We start from the raw sequence: 18,714 nt of genomic DNA, 5'->3' as shown, positions 1-18,714 counted from the left end.
TTTCAAACCAATTTGGATACTGCGCAACCCGCATCCTGCATCGATTTCGTTTAGAGCCTGACCCTTTTTCATCGCATCAAAGCAAATAAGCGTCAAAGAAGCCCTGTACTCCAAAAACAACAAACACAACAACAAGATAAAAATTGATCCGGCCCGGCCCCTGCACAACATTCGATGAATCGGACATCGCATGGTCCGCTAAGCGCAAAGGCACCCACAGCACAATAAAAAGCAAAAATCCCAAAACGACGAAAACAATATCCTTGGCCTCAAAATAACGGCCAAGCACCCATGGCAGCAAACTGCCCAACATTCCGTAAACCATCAAGCTAACGCTCACGCCACGAATGTTTTTTCTGGACAACACCGAGTAGGGAAAAAGACCTTGCTTCTTGAAGTTCCAGAGCGATGCGGCAAGTACGATCAAAGCCATAAGAAGCGAAAGCACAGAGGTATAAAGCACCGTCAACACCAGCCAAGGATCTACGCCTAGGGACTTTTCAATAACCACGCCTTGCGCAAAACAAGCAAGTTCTCCCCCAAGCCTTCCAGAAAACACGACGAAGGCAAACACCGAAACAAAAAAAGCTTCAGTCCCTTTGGGCCTTGCGGAAACATCGTTCATTGGCACGCATACTAGACAAAGATGTCATCTATGAAAAGAATGCAAACGAGCGCTACATTCGTGCGCTGAAGCCAAGACTTAGTTGCACATCAGGCGAAGCATTGCTCAGAGCATGCTGAGTGTAAAAATCAACTTGCACATCGCTTGTGATGCGCCAGGTCAAGCCCGCATCGATTTGTGCGATGGCGCTATCATTAAAAGAAAGAGGCAGTCTGCCGTAATACTCGACAAAGACACTCACTGCCTGATTCCACCACGGTAAGGCATAGCTAAGATTAATCACATGAATCATTCGAAGCACGCGCCTGGAGCCAAGTTCGGGCAAATCCGCACCGAGATTGAGCAACAAAGCAAAGCCCGATCGCAGAGACCAACTGCTAAGTAAACGGAACTCCGGCAACACAAGATTGTTCCCAACCGAACCAGTCCCTGTTGGCAGTTCAACATCAAACACAAATGCCAAATCGCAGGGACTGCTAGATGCGCGCAGTAGCTGCAACTTGCTTCCGAGCCAACGGTCCGGAGTAAGCACATCTTTCCTTGGCTTCATTTGCCAGCCTACAAGAGAGCTTGCCAATCGCAACTCGGCTCCATCCAAAACGCCCCAACGCAGCCAAGTTGGAAAACTCATCCGATGAACATCGGTCGCGGCGCCCTGCTCCAACGCATAAAGCGCGCTTGTTTCAACTTGAACACGCTTCGAGTCCACGACACGCGCTGCGTTGCCATTTCCCGGCCGATCCGTCACCAAAGCATCAGCGTGGGCATTTTGGGTCTGCAAAAGAAAACAGAACAGCACGGCCAGCGTCAGAACACGCCTTGAACAGGCATTCATAATCAGCGCCACACTCAAGACTTTCGGTCCACTTGGCGGTGCAGCACCGCGGGTGGCTCGATATATCGCTCGCGGAACGCTTGCATCACCCGCAAGTTCACATCCGTTTCGAAAGCTTTTTCATGACGCGTGTCGAGCACGTAAGCCTTAAGCCGCAAACGAACCGCTACATAATTATCGTGGATGACTTGATTCACCAACACGACCACACTCTTGGGCAAAAAGACGTAGCGACTTGTCAGCGCAGCTTCAACCACGACATCTCGCGCGAGAGCAACGTCTTGATCAACCCCCACAAAAAATCCATCACAACCTGCATGTCGAGTGCGCCATAATTTCCGCAGGAGGTCATATCATTAAGAAACTTGTTATTGGGGATGGTCACCGTATTGTCGTTTAGCGTTTGCAAACGCACCGACCTTAAACCGATTTTGGTGATGTCGCCGTACTCACCACCAAACGTGACGCGATCACCAACTTGAAAAGGTCGGTCGATCATGATCATGATTCCGGCGATAAACGATGCGACTAGATCTTTTATGGCAAAACCAATGGAAACAGCAGCCGTTCCTCCTAACAGGGCCAACACCTTGTCGTCGATTCGGACGCTAAGCAGCACAACGACGATACCCGTGTTGATATAAACAAAAAACTGAAAAAAGGTCGCAAGTTTATGAAACACCATGCGATGACTGGTGAAACGTTTGCTTAGATGATCTGTCAAATCATGACTGAACCTTAGGGCTAACCATGCGCCAAAAATCACGACGATTGAACTCAGCACACCACTCCAGCGCACCAATCGCGTGAGCTGGCTCAAATCGGGGTTGACCTGCGAGTCGACTGCCCATGCCGTAGTACTGCACAAGCCCAGAGCGCTGACCGTAACAAAGCCGGTAATCTGTCTTATTCGCCCAACGAGTTTTTCGGTCATTGGGTCACCAAAAGATGTTGGCGCTGCAGCAGCACAGTGATGGCCCGATACCAGGGTAATGCGATCTGAATGCGTTGCCCCACGGTCTCGATGTAAGACCGGGTCCGGGCAAAGCGGAGCGCATCGGCAACATCCGCCGGCCTTAAAGCCGTACACTCAACAATGTCCGACTCAAGAGCCAGTTCCAGCTGCACAATCGCACGAAGAACAAAGTACAAGGACATGGGCAGTGTTGTAGCGCCACGAACCTCGGGTGGATCAAATAGATTTACACGGGTCTTCCCAGCGGAACTGAGGTGCAATGACTCTCTCCAATAGTAAAGCGCTACGGCAGGATTTCCATCCGCATAGTCCCAAAGCATACGAATGTAATCGGTTTTTGTGCGTTCCGATTCACTCTGATAACTCGCCGGATCAAAATGCCGAGGGACAACCAAATCTCGAAAATCAAGTTCAGGAATCACCCCATCACTTCGCGTAGCGATAAGCTCGGCAATCTGACTCTCACTCCATGGACGCAAATAAACAACTTCATCAAAAAGAGCACGGTCGCTGCGTGCACGTTCAACATATTGCCAAGCTGGCGAAGACAGCGCGATAATCCAAGACGTGCTGGATCCAACTTTCCGTGCAAATTCATTCAACCGATCCAAGTCAGCCAAACCACCAATCACTGGACGCACCAAGCGGTGAGCATCATCAATGCACACAAGTCTTGGCCCTTTTTCGCGCATCGCCAAAACCAGCTCATCTTCGTTTGGATGTTTTGAAAAGCCAAGCTCTTTTGCCACCTGCTCACAAAAGACGTCGAATCCACCGGGCGTGCAACGCACAAAGCATAACTCTGAAGCTGGTAGCCCTTCGACCACCTGCCGCAAAAACGTACTCTTGCCTAAGCCACGCTCACCAATCACCGCCGCAATGGTGTTGTTTTTATCGCGCGCCAATTTCCGCACGACACCGAGTCTATCTTCCATAACACCCGAGCAAAAATGCTTTGCGGGTGCCAAAGGATCCAGCGCAGCATAAAGCTCTTCAGGCAGCGGCGCTTTGTACGATGGAGCAGCAATGGATTGATTGCGCTTTGCCACTTGTCTGCGAAAAAGATAAGCCAGCGCGCGTTGAATAACTTCCAGTTGGCTTAGATGGCTTAAGACAAAACGGTAAATACCGTGAACAAGCAGGTAAAAGCCTCCTATTGTGACAACGACAAAACCAACCACACTGTTGTGGTGTTGCATCGCCCAATCGGCCAAGCGATGAGACGGTCCCAACGCTTCGAGCCTCGTGACAATGATCGAGCGCCACCACCGCACCAGCAGCACTCCGAAGGGAACAATCGAAAACCAACAACTCCAAAGCACCCAGTGATAGATAGCGCCCTTACCAACACTTTGAGCTGTGAACGAAAGTATCAGCCCTATCAAGACGACAACGGCACCTATCAATCGCAACGAACGAATACGTAACCCTGATGTGTCCTTTTTGCTGCGGCCATCGCCCTGACGCACGACCAAAGCATCAAGCAGGCGTATGGTCAAAGCGCCAATCAGCCCCCACTTGGCAACAAGCCAAAGATAGTAAAACTCGGGCACACCCGAAAAGACGCCAGACCAGTTAAAGATCAGACCAAACAGCAACAGCCACTCCAGAGGCCTTCGAACATGTTCGATGTACCACACCACGATGGCACCTACCTGGCTTACGCTCGTCACTGGCCGCACAGAAGTCCAATGGTCGCGTAGCTTCACGAGATAACGTCCTCCGTGACGCCGCCACCAACGGAATGCAAGTATCAGCAAAAGAAGTTTAGCAACGGAAAAACTAAAGGACAGCGCGTTGTTGCGCAGGCTGAGCATGATTTTTTTTATAAGAATCGGCGCAGCCAGTACATGATAGCGCAACTCAAGACTCATCTGAAAAAGCTCACGTTGAGCCTGGGCCAATCCCTCCGGGCCAAAGCTTTGGAGCCGATGGCGCCTATTTGGTGTAAGCAACTGCAACAAATCAAGCCGAGCTTGGTTCATGCTCACAAGCGCGTCGCGTTGCGTTGTTGCCGTTTTCCACAAGGTCTTGTCGTAGTAATCTTGTAGTTTTGCCGCTTGAACCATCAAGGCTTTGTGTGTTTTTCGAACAGACTTTGCTGTCTCTTGAAGAAGCTCACTTTCTTCAAGAGGTTTTGGCACAGGAACGGTGACATCCGAACGGGACAACGCCCGCAACTGAACCGCAAACTCTTTACGAATTGTTTCAAGTTGGGATACAAGTTCATCGTAAAGGACATCGGCCTTTTCCTGATGACTGCGTTGCCAAAGAGCGCCTTGCATCAGCTCCTTAACTTGCCGCTCCCAGCCCAGGGCCAGTTCTTTTGTCTTATCAAGCTCCTGCTGCTTCCTCAACAAGCCACTCCGAAACAAGGCCTGCTGTTCTTTGATGTGAAGCAAACTTGCTTCGAGCTCGGCCGCACGCCTAGCTTGCTCACTTCTTGCATGCTTGAGCGCTTGCAAGATTTTATGGCGTTCTTGGGCGGCGCGTTCAGCTTCTTGCTTAGCTTTGTCGAGCTGTTTATGTGACGCCAACTCATTTTGACGAGCGAGTTGCTGCTGCTTGTGTAGCTCAAACAACCGTCGTTGCTCCTCCGCGGGAAGTTGGAAAAAGGTAAAAAGAAGCTGGTCCAACTGCTGCTCTGCTGCAGCCAAACTTGACGGCAATGCAGCGCCTTGAGGCAGAGCTGTATCGCTTGCCGTTTTTGGCGTCTGATCGGACAACGGTGGAAGGGGGCGCTTTGTCTTGCTTGAAACGCCTTCGAGCTTACGCAAATCACTCAGGTCTACGCGCAACACATCCATTGGCTCGAGCGATGGATCCATCTGAGCAGCCATAAACTCTCGAATCGACTTAATCCGCTTCTTCAATGAAAGGAGCTTTTTTTGATCAACGGCTTGTTTGGAGGCCTGCTCTGCAGCCAATTCTCTGCGTCGCGCGTGATCGCTAATCAGCTTCGCTTGGCGATGCTTTGCAAGTTGCACAAAACGCCGCTTCAAGGTCCATACCCGGGCCTTAGCCGCCAGCAAGGGATTGTTTGGATCACGAAGTTCTTCGGGCAGCTCTTTTCGGGCACCCGTCACGTAAGCAAACACCGCAGCGGGTTCCTGAAGCTCCGGATCGGGCTCAAGAGCCAACAAGGCCCTTGGATCCACATCAGCGGCAAGCTTTCCTGCCAACAACGATTCAAGGTGATCGGCAAGCTGTTGCAGCTCGGCGATGCGAGGGCCCTTCTCGTCTCCTTGCTTGGCTTGAGCCTTCGCTTCATTTGCCGCCGGAACCTGAGCGACGGCCGGTGAACAAAAAACACAAACGAAGGCGAAAGCATGGGCTAGGAAGATGCCTCGATAAAGAGCCTTTGTCTGGGAGCATCGAAAAGTCATGGATTCTCGGTTACCATCCATGCAAATCGCTAAAGTATCAAGGAGAAAAGGAAATGACTCGGCAAAGCGTCTTAGCACTTTGTATGTTAGATAGCTCACCATGACCTCCTCATTTGATGCATGGAAAAACAGCGTATCGAATTGGGTGCTGAACCCGAACACCGGGCGTCTGCTAACCGCGCTTATCCTGCTGGTAGCTACTTTCGCTGCAGTTCGCATCATCCAGCGCTTTGCCACGCGCTACATCGAGGATAAAGACAACCGCTATCGTATACGAAAACTTGTCGCTGTCGTTGGCTATTTGCTCGGCGCCTTGGGCATCGCCTCCATCTTTAGTGACAAACTAAGCCAACTGACCGTCATGCTGGGCGTGGCTGGCGCCGGCATTGCCTTTGCGCTTCAAGAAGTCATTATGAGTATCGCTGGATGGACCGCTGTCTCCCTTGGAGGGTTTTACAAAACAGGAGATCGAGTTCAGCTTGGCGGCATTAAAGGGGATGTCATCGACATCGGTCTTTTGCGCACCACGCTCTCAGAAATCGGCCAATGGGTTGATGGTGATTTGTACAACGGACGATTTGTCCGAGTGGCCAATAGTTTTGTCTTCAAAGCACCGGTGGTGAACTACTCTGGGGATTTTCCATTTCTTTGGGATGAAATCACGGTACCAATACGCTTTGGTAGCGATCGATCACTCGTTCAGCAAATTCTTGAGCACACAGTCGATGAAGTTTGCGGTCACTACGAAAACGAATCATCCATGACTTGGAAGGCAATGCAAAAACGCTATCCGCTTGAGTCAGCGACTACAAAGCCGCTCATCACCATGGGTTTTGATCACAACTGGATCACCTACACGCTTCGTTACACCGTTCGTTTCGATCAGCGGCGCGTTGTTAAGCATAAACTTTTTTCACGCATCCTTGAGAAGCTCCACGCAACAAAGGGCAAAGCATGCGTTGCTTCCTCAGCCATGAACATCAGCGTTCAACAAACCGAAATGAAGGCAGCAAATCATCCCCCAACATGATGCCTATGAAGAATCCAAGAAAAACAAGCCTTGCGCGCTGCTCAATACTAAGCTTCGTGCTCCTTGCTAGCAGCTGCTGCTATCCGCAAACACGTACGCCAAGCGATGAAGACAATCCCTGGCGCACCGAAGGCAGAGCCAGCTACTATCACGACTCCCTTCATGGTAACACCACCGCCAACGGTGACATCTACGATAAGAACAAACTCACCGCGGCTTCGCGCACCCTGCCCTTTGGCACCCTCGTTCGTGTCACACGCAAAGACAACGGCCGCTCGGTCGTAGTGCGCATCAACGACCGCGGCCCTTTTGCTGACCCAGAGCGCCGCATCATTGATCTTTCTCGCGCCGCTGCCGAAGAGCTCGACATGATTCGCGCCGGTGTGGTTGATGTTCGACTGGAGTTTTTGAAGGTCCCTTGATAGGAACGACACCACGATGAAGTTTTTGGCCGTTGGATTGCTTACGCACGATGTGCAAAGAGATAAAAGTTTGCTGCCGGAAGGGCCTGCTTTTTTTGCATCCATGGCGGCTTCGTATCTCGGTTTACGCACCACCTTGATCTCCTCGGTGGGCAACGACTACCTAAGTCACGCCCTGCTAAAAAGACAAGGTATCAATGCAAGGCTTAAAACAAGTAGCGCGACCACCACCTTTGAGAATCATTATTTCGATGGCCTTCGCGACCAGTATGTGCGCGCCACCGCCGAGGCTCCCGAACTAGATCTTCCTGCTGCCGACATTGTTTTTGTGGGTCCGGTCATGAACGAATTTAGTCCGCAACACATCGCTCAGTCCTTGCCCAAAGACCGAAAAGTAGCGGTCGCAGGCCTGCAAGGCTGGCTGCGGCAAGCAGACAGAGATGGCAAAATTTATCCAAAAAACATGACAGAAGTGGCATGTTTAGGCGAATTTAACGCCGTTGTTGTCAGCGAAACCGATTTTCCCATGGACCCTGTAGCCGCGATTAAGCCCATCTGCGAGCACGTTCCCATCGTGGTACTCACGCACGGCGCAAAAGGGTCGACCCTATACGAGCACGGCAGAAGCAAACACATCGCAGCGCATCCGGCAGTCGAGCACGACCCAACCGGCGCAGGCGATGTCTACGCCGCAGCGCTGGCCTGCGCCCTCGCCCAAGGCAAAACAGCCACGCAAAGCGCCAACGAAGCCAGTCAACTTGCAGCGCGATGCGTCACCCAAAAAGGCGCCAGCGCATTAAGTAAAGCAGTGGACTAGCTCTGCGATACCCAGCAACGAAATTGTTGGTTTTTTCAATCGCGTCGAGCAGTCCCCACCTTAAATCTATCTTGGATTGCATTTGACTTCACCGACTTCTTGCTCTAGTCCATTCACAGGCCAAACCGAAGCGTTAGGAGGTAGCGATGCTTACTTGGCAACAAACACGTTATTTTTTTCTCATTGCAATTATCATCGGCTCAGCGGCATGCGCGGCGCCACTCGAGGACTCCACTGAATCAGGCTCGTTCTTTGAAAGCGCTCAACTTCGAGCAAGTTGCGGTCTGGGCGAATTGAGCCTTAGCGCCGAATCCTTCAGACTGACTCAAGGCAGTCGGCCAAGCTTAAGCGTTCCAGCCTTCAGCTATACTTCGACAGAAGGCGAGGTGATTAATCTCAATTCCCTGCAGAACATGGAACTTACTCCTCTCGCCACCGATAGAGCAAACCCTGCTTGCATGTATCAGCAATCTTTTCAGTTCCAAAACGAGCATGGACAAGGGCTAGTGATTGCATTCAAACTGCCGGGTGTTTTCGTTGAGGGTCAATGCACAACACAGCCGCTTCCCTCCGATACCTTTATCGAAGTTGAGCTCCAAAACCTTCATGGCTTTAGGGATGCTATCGCAGCTTCGCATGATAGTTTTGTGTATCAAATCGCTGGAGACCCCTCGGCAGAGCTTCCTTCAGGGATGGGTTGTTCCGAGCAGAGCACCACTATTCCGCTTCACGTACACAGCACGCTAACATCCGATTGCTCCTTGGATGGCAGTGCTGTTGCATCAACCGACCTGGGAATACTCCAAGACACCGGAAACAATCACAACGCTTGCCGTACCTTTGACTTGCCCCCTGGAACCGAGATTTGCTTTGCATACCGAGCGGTCAATCAGTCCATGATAGACAACCCAAGCATGACCGCTTCGATAATTAATGTTACCAAGCAAGGAGTCTATCGGGCGAGGTTAAGTTTTGCGTGCGATACGCTTGGCGTATTCAGCGGTTTTCCAGAATGTCACTATGGCGACCTTCAGAGTTCCACCGATGGAGCTGAACCTGGCTCGGTGGTGTGCGGGCAAGACAACATTTCCCTGAGTCCTTTTAGGACGCGTATCGATGTTGGCGACTTCGTTTGCGGAGGAGCAGAAAACGGCAACGGTCAGCTATGCATCACCAATGACTCGCCCTTTGTCGAATCCTATCGACTTGAGTTCAATGTCAACTGACATTCCGATCCCAGACCAACCTCAAGCCTCACGCTTACCGCAAAATACCCTCGATGCCAGTTACAGCTCGCACTGCTTGCTCGTTGGCATCATGTGATTCACTCGAAATACGCTCGGGGCGGCAGTGTTTTGCTCCGTCATGGCCGTGGATTGACAAGGAGTGCAACGCTGACCCGGGACATCTTCTGGCAAGGCTTCTTCGGCATAGAGCAAGGTTGAGTTCGCCCAACCCCAATGCTCAAGCTTTAGATAAGCCACCACCGCAGGCGAAGCATCAACAATACGACGTGCGCCTTTATCCGGCATCTCATACGCGGCGCCAGGTCCACCATCTTCGCTGTAGACCACCACACATCGCCCCGTAGAAAGGTCACTCAAACGTAAGCGTGTTCCACAACCAAAGCGTTGTGCCCCTGCAATATAGAAATACTCGGGAAAAGGAACATCGTCGTCAAGGTTCTGTTCGACAGCGGCCAACATATCGTCTCGGGAATAGTCCACATGTCCCTGAACCCAGGGAATCGTATACTCGACTTGAATGCAATCACCGGTCACATTATCGTAAACGCATTCGTGATAATCGTAGTGCCTTTGCAAATAGCCGCAGGTCGTCACATGGCCATAGGTCGAGCTATCGTGATCACTTCCAAAACGTGACACCATATAAAAGCCATCGTCGCTGCGCTTCCAGTCCATGTGGTTGCACTCAGAGACTTCCGGAACACCACCTTGCATCGTAGGTAGCTCGGGACACTGCACAGGATTCATCACCACCGGCTCAGGCACGCATTGCGGCATCCCCTCGCTCAGCACGCAACCTCGAGCGCAGTGATCGTGGGAAACAACCTTACCTTGCTGGCACCCCATCAAGTGCTGAGCCAAACAATAAAGCCCATCGTCTTGGTTCTGACAGCTGTCGGTATCAAGACTTACGCGCTCGTTTGCTGAATCCACCACACCTGAACACGCTGAGACAGTTAGCAACCATGCAAACAAGCTCAGTTTCATGAAGTTTGAGCACACTGGCCAATTGTAGCATGTTCACAAAATTGCGTTATGTGTGTTTTCTGCTACCTCGGCCTACGGACGCATACTGAAGTGGGACCAAGGAAGCGAGATTACACGGTATTTTTGGCTTGCCAAACCACAGATGCTTCTGTGACCCACACAGACCACGTGTCGTTCGGTAGCAACGAAAATACCAAAGACCTGCTTCGGCAGTACCTTTACAGCCGGGTTGCGCTAGACGGATGAATTCACCAATGGCCCCGCTATAGGTCGTCTTTTTGTTCCTTCTACGAATGACACCAAAGCTGCGCGAACTCCTGGATCTGCTCGGTTTTATTTTCCAATGCTTCCCCTCCGTAAGTCCACAAAATATCAATCACTAGAGCCGCTGACGCGAAATAGAGCATGAACGCACCACCCAAAAGAGGGTATTTTACTGCCAAAAGACTCAGCATTCCAGCCTGGTAAATGAAGTCTTTCACTTGCATGGGCAAACTCTCTATCCAGAGTTCTTTGTTCAAGTCCACATAGAGAAAAGAGTTAGTTGAAAGCCAAGCAGCCATGCTTCCCAAAGCCACAGCAACCCAAGACTCGGACGACAAAGACAACGGAGGAGAAATCCTCTCTGCGTTCTGCCAGCCCTCACCTTCTTCTGACAAAAAACTCTGCAAATCTTGGACACAGCTTCCTGAATTTTTAGCGTTTGCAACCGGGGCGGCCAACTCTCCAAACAGGTCTGCTTCTTCACCGGACAGCGGTAGTTCCGCAAACAATCTATTTTCCGTGAAAGAATATTCCCGAAAGTAAATCGTATTCAGATCGAACGAGCCTCTGTATCCTTGCAAACTACCGAAATGCAATTTACGAGTTCCGAACGATTTGAACGAATTCAACACTTGAGCTTGAACCATAGCGACTTGCTTTGGCCCGTCGGTGCGATTACACAACCCTATAGTCATAACCGCAATGGACCGCTCTCCATTTTCTTCTACGATTTGCGTCAACACAGATTCCGGGACTTTTAGGTTAAAATCGCATTCAAAGTCGCGCGTATAAGAATTTAGAAGAATTTGCACAACGGGATCATTTCGGAAAAAGTCAGCCGCTTCCTGCTGTCGCAGTTCCTCAGCAATGGAGGCTTCTGAATCGGCAAGTACCCCTTCCTCTTTTGAAACACTTGCTCCACAACCCACTAACAAAGAAACTATCGAAACAAAAAAAACAACAAAACACCTTTTCATTGTACGACCATCTTTCTTCCAGCACACGAGATTAAAAATCCTGTTCCAGAACATAAAGCAAAAACTGGGCCAAAAAGTGTGAAGAAAAGAAAGCCGAAGGAATGCGTATCTAACGATTTGATATCATAAAAAAAAACAAACGAACTGATTCGTTGTCACACACGGTAAGTTTCTGTAAGGGAACAGAGCCGAGAAGAATCACTCACTGGAGACATTCGTCTCCTTTTCTTGCAAACGGTGTCAGTGGTACATGAACTCATACGAAAGCACTTCAAAGCCTAGTTCAGGGCTCCGCGTGTGGCAGCTTGCGAAACAAGCCATACGCAAAAACAGCGACTACAAAAAACCCAACCGCAAACAAGATGCCTTCGAGTGGGGATGTCACAAAGACGTAGCTCCACATGCTGAGGGCAAAAAGTGCCGGAATGGGATAGAGCCACATGGTGAAAGGCTGTGGGATGTCTTTGCGGTAGCGGTGCAGGAGCATGACACCGGCGCATTGCCAGATGAACTGCACCAAGATTTGGATTTGCATGAGCCAGGCGACGAGTTTGCCAAGTGAGAAAAAGCAAAACGGCAAGGACACGGCGCCGATGACGAGCAACGAGACATGCGGAAAGTGGTGTTTTTCGTGCAGCTTGCCGAAGACTTTGAAAAACTGGCCATCGCGCGCGGCTGCAAAGGGAATACGCGAGTAGCCAAGGATAAGCGCGTAGAGTGAGGTGGCCGTTACAAACAAGATGAGCGCAGTCATGATCCGAGCAGCGAGCTCGCCTGTTTGCGCATTTGAAAAAGCATGCCTGATGAATACCGATGCCACTGTTTTTGTATGAACGAGTTCATCAAAGGGCACCAAGCCAAGCATGGACGAACTGATGAGCACGTAAAGCGTCACGACAATGACAATCGAAAGCACAATGGCGCGCGGAATGGTTTTATGGGGCTCTTTGACCTCTTCGCCGATATTGCAAATGGTGTTGTAACCACCGTAGTTGTACATGGCCAAGAGCGAGACCGTGCCTATCTTGGCAAAAAAGTCACCATCGAAGCGAAACGCCGAAGCAGGCCAATCAAAGGCCGCATGCCAGTCGGCTTTGATTCCACCGGCCACAATCACCCAGCCCAAGGTGAGCATAACCACCGCAAGCATGATCATCGAAATGCGGCCAATGCTCTTGATCGGGCGATACACCAGCGCCGTCATCGCTATGCATACCGAAGCTGCGATGCCATGGTGCTGCCACGGCGGCATGTCCTGCCAGTAAAAGCCGAGATAGTCGGCAAAGCCCACCGCTCCTCCGGCGATGGAAAGCGGCGCCGTCAGGATAATCTGGAAAATAAACACAAAGGAAAGAAGCTTTCCAAAACCAAAAGACTTGTACGCTTCGCGTAAATACACATAAGGGCCACCACTGCCAGGTAAAGCAGCGCCAAGCTGAGCATAGACAAGGCCATCGCAAAGCGCGATCAGCGCGCCAAGCAGCCATGCGTATAAAATGTGTGGCCCTCCCATCGCGCTTAGCATGACCGGGATGGTCAAAAAGGGACCCACGCCAACCATGCTTAGAATATTGGTGCCCGTGGCCTGAAACAAACCAATGTCGCGATCAAGTTTTAGGAGCGTGCTGCTCACCAAAAAGGTCCCAAGGCATCGCAAAGTGTCTTGGCCTGTGCGCGGTCCTTGATAAGCGGGTTGTGCGCCAAAGCTTCAACCGCCTTGCTCTCGGATTGCTCAAGCGCGGCCTGCGTCGTTAAGCGCTCGTAGTGTTTGACTTGCATCACAAGGCCTTTGCAGGCCTCCGGAAGCGGACCCGCATGAAGCGGAAGCGGACCATGGTTCGATAGCAAACAAGGTACTTCGATAACGTCATCATCAAGCAAGTCAGGGATGTTACCGTGATTCAAAACGTTAAGTGGCAAAACTTCTTTGCTGTTAAAGTAAATTCCCTCAACCACTTTGAGCGCAATCTTATCGTAGCCCGTCAGCCCGTAGTCTTTGCCTTTCGGCTTTGTGCTTTGACCATCGCTTTCAATCTGCATATAGGAGCTATCGCGTTTGTTTAAATAGCTTTCGTAAATCGCGAGCATGTCATTTGGCTTGGAGGTGATCGAGGCCCAAAAGGCTTCGTTTTGCTCATGCAACATCTGCCCACGGCTGCTTCCTGAAGCGGCGATGTTCTTCAGCGCCTTTTCGGCATGAAAGTAAAAATAGAGATACTCGCTTGGTAGCATCGCAAGGGCCTCAAGCTCGTCAGATTCAAACAAAGCGTGCCGATAAACCTTTGCCGCAGCGCCCTTGTTCTCCCATAAACGCTGGAGCTGGGGCTCACCGTTGAAATAAAGTTCTTGAAGGAAACCAAGGTGGTTCAGACCGATGTAATCAAAGCGGCACTCTCGTGGCACAAGCTCTAGCGCATTGGCCACATCACAGAAAAGCTCCGTCGGTGAATCGCAAATGCCCACCATGCGTTGATGCCTTGAGCTAAACAAGGCCTGAGTGATGATGCTAACCGGATTGGTGAAATTGATAACCCAAGCCTTCGGCGCATAACGTGCGATTAGCTCCGCGTACTCTAGCATCGGCGCAATGCTTCGCAGCGCCATCGCAAAACCGACCGGGCCAATGGTTTCTTGCCCAAGCACACCGTGCTCAAAACATATCTGCTCATCGCGTGCTCGGCCAGCCATGCCTCCGACTCGAATCGAGGTAAAGATAAAATCAGCATCTTCAACGCAGACAGCAGGATCCCCATGCGCCTCGAAGCGCAAGTTCGGTGCAAGCGCACTTGCGATGGCAACAGTATACTGTAGTTTTTCCTGGTCGCTATCAAAGCAGCGCACTACTTCAATGGGCAAGTGTGAACGCGCAAAGCCTGAAGCAAGCAATGGAAATCGCAGCCCAGCTGCACCGATTACAGCAATTTTCATAAGCAACCAAAAAACAAAAAGACCTGTCTAGCACAGGGCCCCCGCAGCAAACAACAGCGCTTCTCAGGAATCTGAAGGCAAAGGCGGCATACCGCCGATTCGGCTCGCCGCCCGAGCGCCCAGCTCATTGCCAAGGGCAAGACATTCTTGCGGCGATTTACCGTTCTGTCGGGCAAAAAGAAAGCCAGCATTAAAAGCATCGCCAGCGCCGGTCGTATCCTTAGCCTCAATAGCGGGAGCAGGGGCATGCACGCTCACTTGAGCGCTAAGATAAAGCGCACCGTTTTTGCCTTGTTTGATAACAACTTCGCAGCCGAGTGTTTGCCAAAAGGCTTGCGCTTGCTCGATCGTATTCTGTTTTGAATAAAGCAACGCTTCATCGTGGTTTATGAACAACACATCAACTTCACGCATTAGTGCTAATAACTCAGGATGCTTTGCCAAGCTTTCCGAGTAGCCCGCATCCCAAGACACCCTGCATGCCTTGCCGCGCAACTCCTTAAGTAGAGCAATCCAGCTACCGATCTCATGAGGCTCGAGCGCCAAATGCAGGTAGCTGCCCAATACCTCTTGAACGCTTGCTTCGCGCAAGGCATACAAAAGTCGTTCTTCCAAATGGGCGTTCACCCCATTGTAGGTTAGAAAACTTCGGTCTTCTGCGGTTGAGAGCACCACCGTTACGGCGCTCTTTTCATCCGCCATACGAAGATTTGTAAGCTCCACACCAAGCTCCTTCATCACGGATGCGCTATCTGGACTAAGTGCGCTAATAAGGCGTGGCGGCCGTCCTAAATGAGCAAGCCAAGCAGAAGTAATGACAGCGCCTCCGCCAGGCACTCGCACTAACGCATCGGTCTTAAACTCCTGCCCCGGTCCCGGCCAAGAAGGCAACCCCAAAAAAATCCAGTCCTCAAAACCCTCACCAGCCACAAGCATAGTCGATCCAGGATCCCCCGCTTTTTCCTTAGCCGTTTCAATAACACAGAACACACCCCAAAGCTGTGTCGCGTCAAAAATCACGGCATAGGTTCTAAGTATCTGTTATTGCAATTGTTTTCAGGCAAGATCCGGGACCGTTGTAAACTTTTGTTTTTACGCAACCGTGTTGTTAATCGGCCGATACTCTTATAGTTAGGGACCGTGGTGCATTGTTTCAAGTCTCGATTTTTCAGTTTCTCCCTTGTGCTATGTTTGTTGGCCGCTGTGCTCAGCAGCGCCTCGGCTTTCGCGCAAGATGATGGGGCATGGATGCTGATACCGATAGTGCATCAAAGCGAAGCCCAAAGCCCGGTTCCAGTGATTGCCCAAGCCCTTATCCAAGAGATGATCGCCAACGGTCATCCAGCCATGGAGCTCGGCTCACTTGCTTCTCTTTTCGAAAACCGAGCCTCGCACCCTACGCCCACGGTCGACACCAAGGCCATCAAACAGATTGAAACATCCGGCAACGAAGCACTCAATGAACTCGCAGGCGCTTCGTACAAACGCGCAACGGCCATCCTTGAGCCCTGCCTAAAAAACGCCACTGACAAACCAAGCGCAATTAGCGCAGATCCCATGGGGGCCTTCCATCTGTACAACGCGTGTTTGTATCTGGCTCGCGTCTTTGTCGAAACAAATCAGACCAACAAAGCCGAGGTGCAAATAAGGCGCTGCCGAGCCCTTGTCCCAAATATCAAAGTTGACACCATTCAGCATCCGCCCGATGTCGTAACGCAGGTACGCGCCGTCGACAGCGCACTAGCAAAAAGCAGCCACGCGCTAAGCATTCGCAGTACGCCTGACAACTGTCTTGTACTGATCAATGGCCGAAAAATGGGCACATCCCCATTAACCTTAGGTGGGCTGCCGCAGGGCAGCTATTGGGTGCAAGCCGTATGCGATACCAACGCCCAAGGCCGTGAACACCGTATCGAACTTGGTGCGCGCGATGTCGAATATCTCATCGACACTCAGTTTGACGGGGCCCTTCGGAGTGATGAACATGGTTTGTTCTTGTCGTATGCCGATCCAAAAAGCGCCTCAAACACGATCCCCTCAACCTCGCACTCATTGAAATGCAGCGGGGCGAGTCGCGTGATTATCGCACCTTGCGCCCCGAGCCCTATCAAGCCTGGCGCCCTGCGCATTCGTTTTCAAGCTCAGGACCCTTTGATCCGCCGGAACTTGCAGGCTGGATGTTGTCTGGAGCCGGCGTGGCAGGACTTGCTGTTGGCTGGCTACTGTACGGCATGCTTGCCTCCAAACCCGAGGGTGATGGCCGCAACGAACACTGCGCCGGTCGAGACGATGGCAAGCTGCGTTGCGACCTAAACAATCAAGTGTGCATCGAATGCACGCCTGAAACTGAAGCGCAGGACTGCGGGGAGTTTTCCTGCCGCTTTTCAACGAAAAGCTGCACTGAAAACAAGGTGGCTGAGAATGGACTCGGCTTTTGCGACGTCTGCGAGACCGATACGGAGTGCAATGGAAGAGACCCTAACCGCCCGGTTCTATGCGTACCCGTCAACTACAATGGTAGCGACCAAGGCCATGTGTGCATGAAAAAAGTCGAAAGCACGGAAGATTGCACACCGCCTTATGTCGTGCGCGTTGAGAAAACTTCGATTGACGGACAAACCCACACCTTTTGCATGCACAACGAAGAACTCACCACCTGTTATGCACTATCCACCGCATTCCAAAACTATCAAAGCCAAAGCGAATGCGCTTCTGAAGGTTTATCGGATGGGCTGTGCCTTGCTATGTATGCAGCCGATTTGGATTTTAAGTTCTGCACCTACCGATGCAGCCAAAACAGCGAGTGCGGTGGCTCAGGTGATTGCTTCCATCAAAAAGACCGACCCTCCAGCGAAAAAGTATGCTGCGTCTTCGGCGATAGCTGCGATTACCAATGACCCAGGATCTTAGAATGCTTGCTTGTCTCTGTCTATTTGATGGCGAGTGGAAGATAAATGTAGCTCATGGGAACGGTGACACTGATGCTTTCGATCGAATCATCCAGTATGGGCACGTAGCCTGGGCCATTGGGGTCATAATCTATTTTCCCAAACAGACCTTGTAATCGAAGGTTGCTGTAATGTGAGATAGTCGGCGTTGCGTTGTAATTGGCAGGATTCGCGGTGGTCGCCTGAATACGAAGGGGCGCCTCAAACCAACTCGACCCAGTCGAGGTAGTGCAAACATAGGTCACGCGAGGTTTCATAATGCCCGAGCCGGGGGCGGTTTCTATCAATTGCGTCGTGCCTATGACACTGCAAATCGGACTTGTAATCGCAGTCGGACCGATGCCAGTAGGGCCATTGCTAACAAAGACAATACTGGTTGGATCGATCCCGTCCAGCGTAAGGCGAATGTAGTTGAAAAACTCCCCATAGATTGACACCCAATCCGCATAAATCAGAAAACTAGTCGGTTGATTGGCTGGATCTTGGTGTACCGATTCGAGCGGAACATAAACATCCATCGTTGGATAGTAAGTAGTATCAAAGCGCATAGCCCGTATCGCAGTATCAACGCCCAAGATCACGCTATCGGAGTCAACGATTTCATTCGCGCTGTTATAATAGTCGAACTGAGCTCTAACGTCCTTGACACTAGCATCAACATTGCCAAGGGCAAAAATGAAAATTATTTCTCGCTTGTTGTTCGCATCTTTTGCAATCGTATTGGGATTAAAGTCGCAACTAAAATGGGCTTTGGTATTGTTACTTGGAATGGGATCAAAACTGGAACACTTATCATAGGGATCGTCCATCGTTGTCTGACCTAAAATATAGCTTGGATTGGCATCATCCACGATTTTGCCCTCGATGCGCACAATTGGATCAGGATTGGCTGCTTCCCAAGCGGCACGTATGCTAAACCCCAATGGGTCACTGTTTCGTCTAAAGGAAAAGCGATTGGGGGTGAGCAATGCTTTATGCGTCCCCATTGCGTTTTCAGCGTTGCCTAGTTCACCAAGCTCGCTCGCTCCATCCGCTACGCAGCTCCACACACAACTTAATGCGCCCAGCAAACTTAGTATCTTCTTCATGGCTATTATGCTCCGATATATCAACAACTTAGAAGGCGATTCCCGCCTTGCATAGTATGAGAGCACAGCTCGCACATTTCAAGGACTTTCCCTACAAAATCATGCCTTTACGCAGACTACATAAAATAACACACATGATTTCAACAAGATAGATTTGCAGCTTTATGTGCGCTAGGCCGAGCTT

At 50.9% G+C, this 18,714-nt stretch carries 15 protein-coding genes and 1 pseudogene; 6 read left to right on the top strand and 10 right to left on the bottom strand.

Annotation, left to right across the window (positions count from 1 at the left end; genetic code table 11):
• Window positions 1-76 precede the first annotated feature (76 nt).
• The 4 genes and pseudogenes from IPJ88_11605 to IPJ88_11590 form a co-directional block, all read right to left on the bottom strand.
• Window positions 77-625, bottom strand: coding sequence for a hypothetical protein (locus tag IPJ88_11605; GenBank protein QQR88868.1), 549 nt, complete (start codon window positions 623-625; stop codon window positions 77-79).
• A 52-nt stretch (window positions 626-677) separates the two neighbouring features.
• Window positions 678-1,472, bottom strand: coding sequence for a transporter (locus IPJ88_11600; GenBank protein ID QQR88867.1), 795 nt, complete (start codon window positions 1,470-1,472; stop codon window positions 678-680).
• Window positions 1,473-1,474: 2 nt separating this feature from the next.
• Window positions 1,475-2,394 (bottom strand): annotated as a pseudogene (locus tag IPJ88_11595) (mechanosensitive ion channel).
• On the bottom strand, window positions 2,391-5,924 hold the full coding sequence (locus IPJ88_11590) for an AAA family ATPase (protein ID QQR88866.1): 3,534 nt from the start codon (window positions 5,922-5,924) through the stop codon (window positions 2,391-2,393). Before IPJ88_11590 ends, IPJ88_11595 begins: the two are co-directional and overlap by 4 nt.
• On the opposite strand from IPJ88_11590, the gene IPJ88_11585 reads away from it, so the two are divergent.
• The 4 genes from IPJ88_11585 to IPJ88_11570 all read left to right on the top strand — a co-directional run bounded on the left by IPJ88_11585 (window position 5,923) and on the right by IPJ88_11570 (window position 9,317).
• Entirely contained in the window at window positions 5,923-6,852 is a 930-nt protein-coding gene (locus tag IPJ88_11585) for a mechanosensitive ion channel (protein ID QQR88865.1), read from the top strand. The two genes, IPJ88_11590 and IPJ88_11585, sit on opposite strands and share 2 nt — an antisense overlap.
• Before the next feature lie 5 nt (window positions 6,853-6,857).
• Window positions 6,858-7,274 (top strand): septal ring lytic transglycosylase RlpA family protein, encoded by a 417-nt coding sequence (locus IPJ88_11580; GenBank protein ID QQR92028.1) that lies wholly within the window; start codon window positions 6,858-6,860, stop codon window positions 7,272-7,274.
• A 16-nt stretch (window positions 7,275-7,290) separates the two neighbouring features.
• Complete coding sequence (locus IPJ88_11575) at window positions 7,291-8,091, top strand: bifunctional hydroxymethylpyrimidine kinase/phosphomethylpyrimidine kinase (protein ID QQR88864.1); 801 nt, start codon at window positions 7,291-7,293, stop codon at window positions 8,089-8,091.
• 146 nt (window positions 8,092-8,237) lie between these two features.
• Window positions 8,238-9,317: a hypothetical protein gene (locus IPJ88_11570; GenBank protein QQR88863.1), complete on the top strand. Its 1,080-nt coding sequence runs from the start codon at window positions 8,238-8,240 to the stop codon at window positions 9,315-9,317.
• A gap of 60 nt (window positions 9,318-9,377) precedes the next feature.
• On the opposite strand, the gene IPJ88_11565 is transcribed toward IPJ88_11570, so the two are convergent.
• From IPJ88_11565 to IPJ88_11545, 5 genes are all read right to left on the bottom strand, one after another.
• Window positions 9,378-10,325 (bottom strand): hypothetical protein, encoded by a 948-nt coding sequence (locus tag IPJ88_11565; protein QQR88862.1) that lies wholly within the window; start codon window positions 10,323-10,325, stop codon window positions 9,378-9,380.
• A gap of 287 nt (window positions 10,326-10,612) precedes the next feature.
• Entirely contained in the window at window positions 10,613-11,566 is a 954-nt protein-coding gene (locus IPJ88_11560) for a hypothetical protein (protein QQR88861.1), read from the bottom strand.
• 283 nt (window positions 11,567-11,849) lie between these two features.
• Window positions 11,850-13,199: an amino acid permease gene (locus tag IPJ88_11555; GenBank protein ID QQR88860.1), complete on the bottom strand. Its 1,350-nt coding sequence runs from the start codon at window positions 13,197-13,199 to the stop codon at window positions 11,850-11,852.
• The gene (locus IPJ88_11550) at window positions 13,196-14,494 is read right to left on the bottom strand and encodes a hypothetical protein (GenBank protein ID QQR88859.1); all 1,299 of its coding nucleotides are present in this window, start codon (window positions 14,492-14,494) and stop codon (window positions 13,196-13,198) included. The genes IPJ88_11555 and IPJ88_11550 overlap by 4 nt, the downstream gene beginning before the upstream one ends.
• A 63-nt stretch (window positions 14,495-14,557) precedes the next feature.
• Window positions 14,558-15,514: a carbohydrate kinase family protein gene (locus IPJ88_11545; GenBank protein ID QQR88858.1), complete on the bottom strand. Its 957-nt coding sequence runs from the start codon at window positions 15,512-15,514 to the stop codon at window positions 14,558-14,560.
• A gap of 162 nt (window positions 15,515-15,676) precedes the next feature.
• Here IPJ88_11545 and IPJ88_11540 point away from each other — a divergent pair, with 162 nt between their 5' ends.
• Window positions 15,677-16,807 (top strand): PEGA domain-containing protein, encoded by a 1,131-nt coding sequence (locus IPJ88_11540; GenBank protein ID QQR88857.1) that lies wholly within the window; start codon window positions 15,677-15,679, stop codon window positions 16,805-16,807.
• Window positions 16,726-17,391 carry a hypothetical protein gene (locus tag IPJ88_11535; protein QQR88856.1) on the top strand — a complete coding sequence of 222 codons (666 nt, stop codon included), beginning with the start codon at window positions 16,726-16,728 and terminating at the stop codon, window positions 17,389-17,391. The genes IPJ88_11540 and IPJ88_11535 overlap by 82 nt, the downstream gene beginning before the upstream one ends.
• Before the next feature lie 32 nt (window positions 17,392-17,423).
• Here IPJ88_11535 and IPJ88_11530 read toward each other — a convergent pair whose 3' ends face one another.
• A complete protein-coding gene (locus IPJ88_11530) occupies window positions 17,424-18,530 on the bottom strand; it encodes a hypothetical protein (protein QQR88855.1) in 1,107 nt (368 codons plus the stop codon).
• Window positions 18,531-18,714 lie beyond the last annotated feature (184 nt).

The sequence above is a fragment of the Myxococcales bacterium genome (genome assembly GCA_016699535.1).
GTDB lineage: Bacteria > Myxococcota_A > Polyangia > Polyangiales.
Note: the sequence above shows the minus strand (reverse complement) of the source record. Positions and strands in the feature narration are given on the sequence as shown.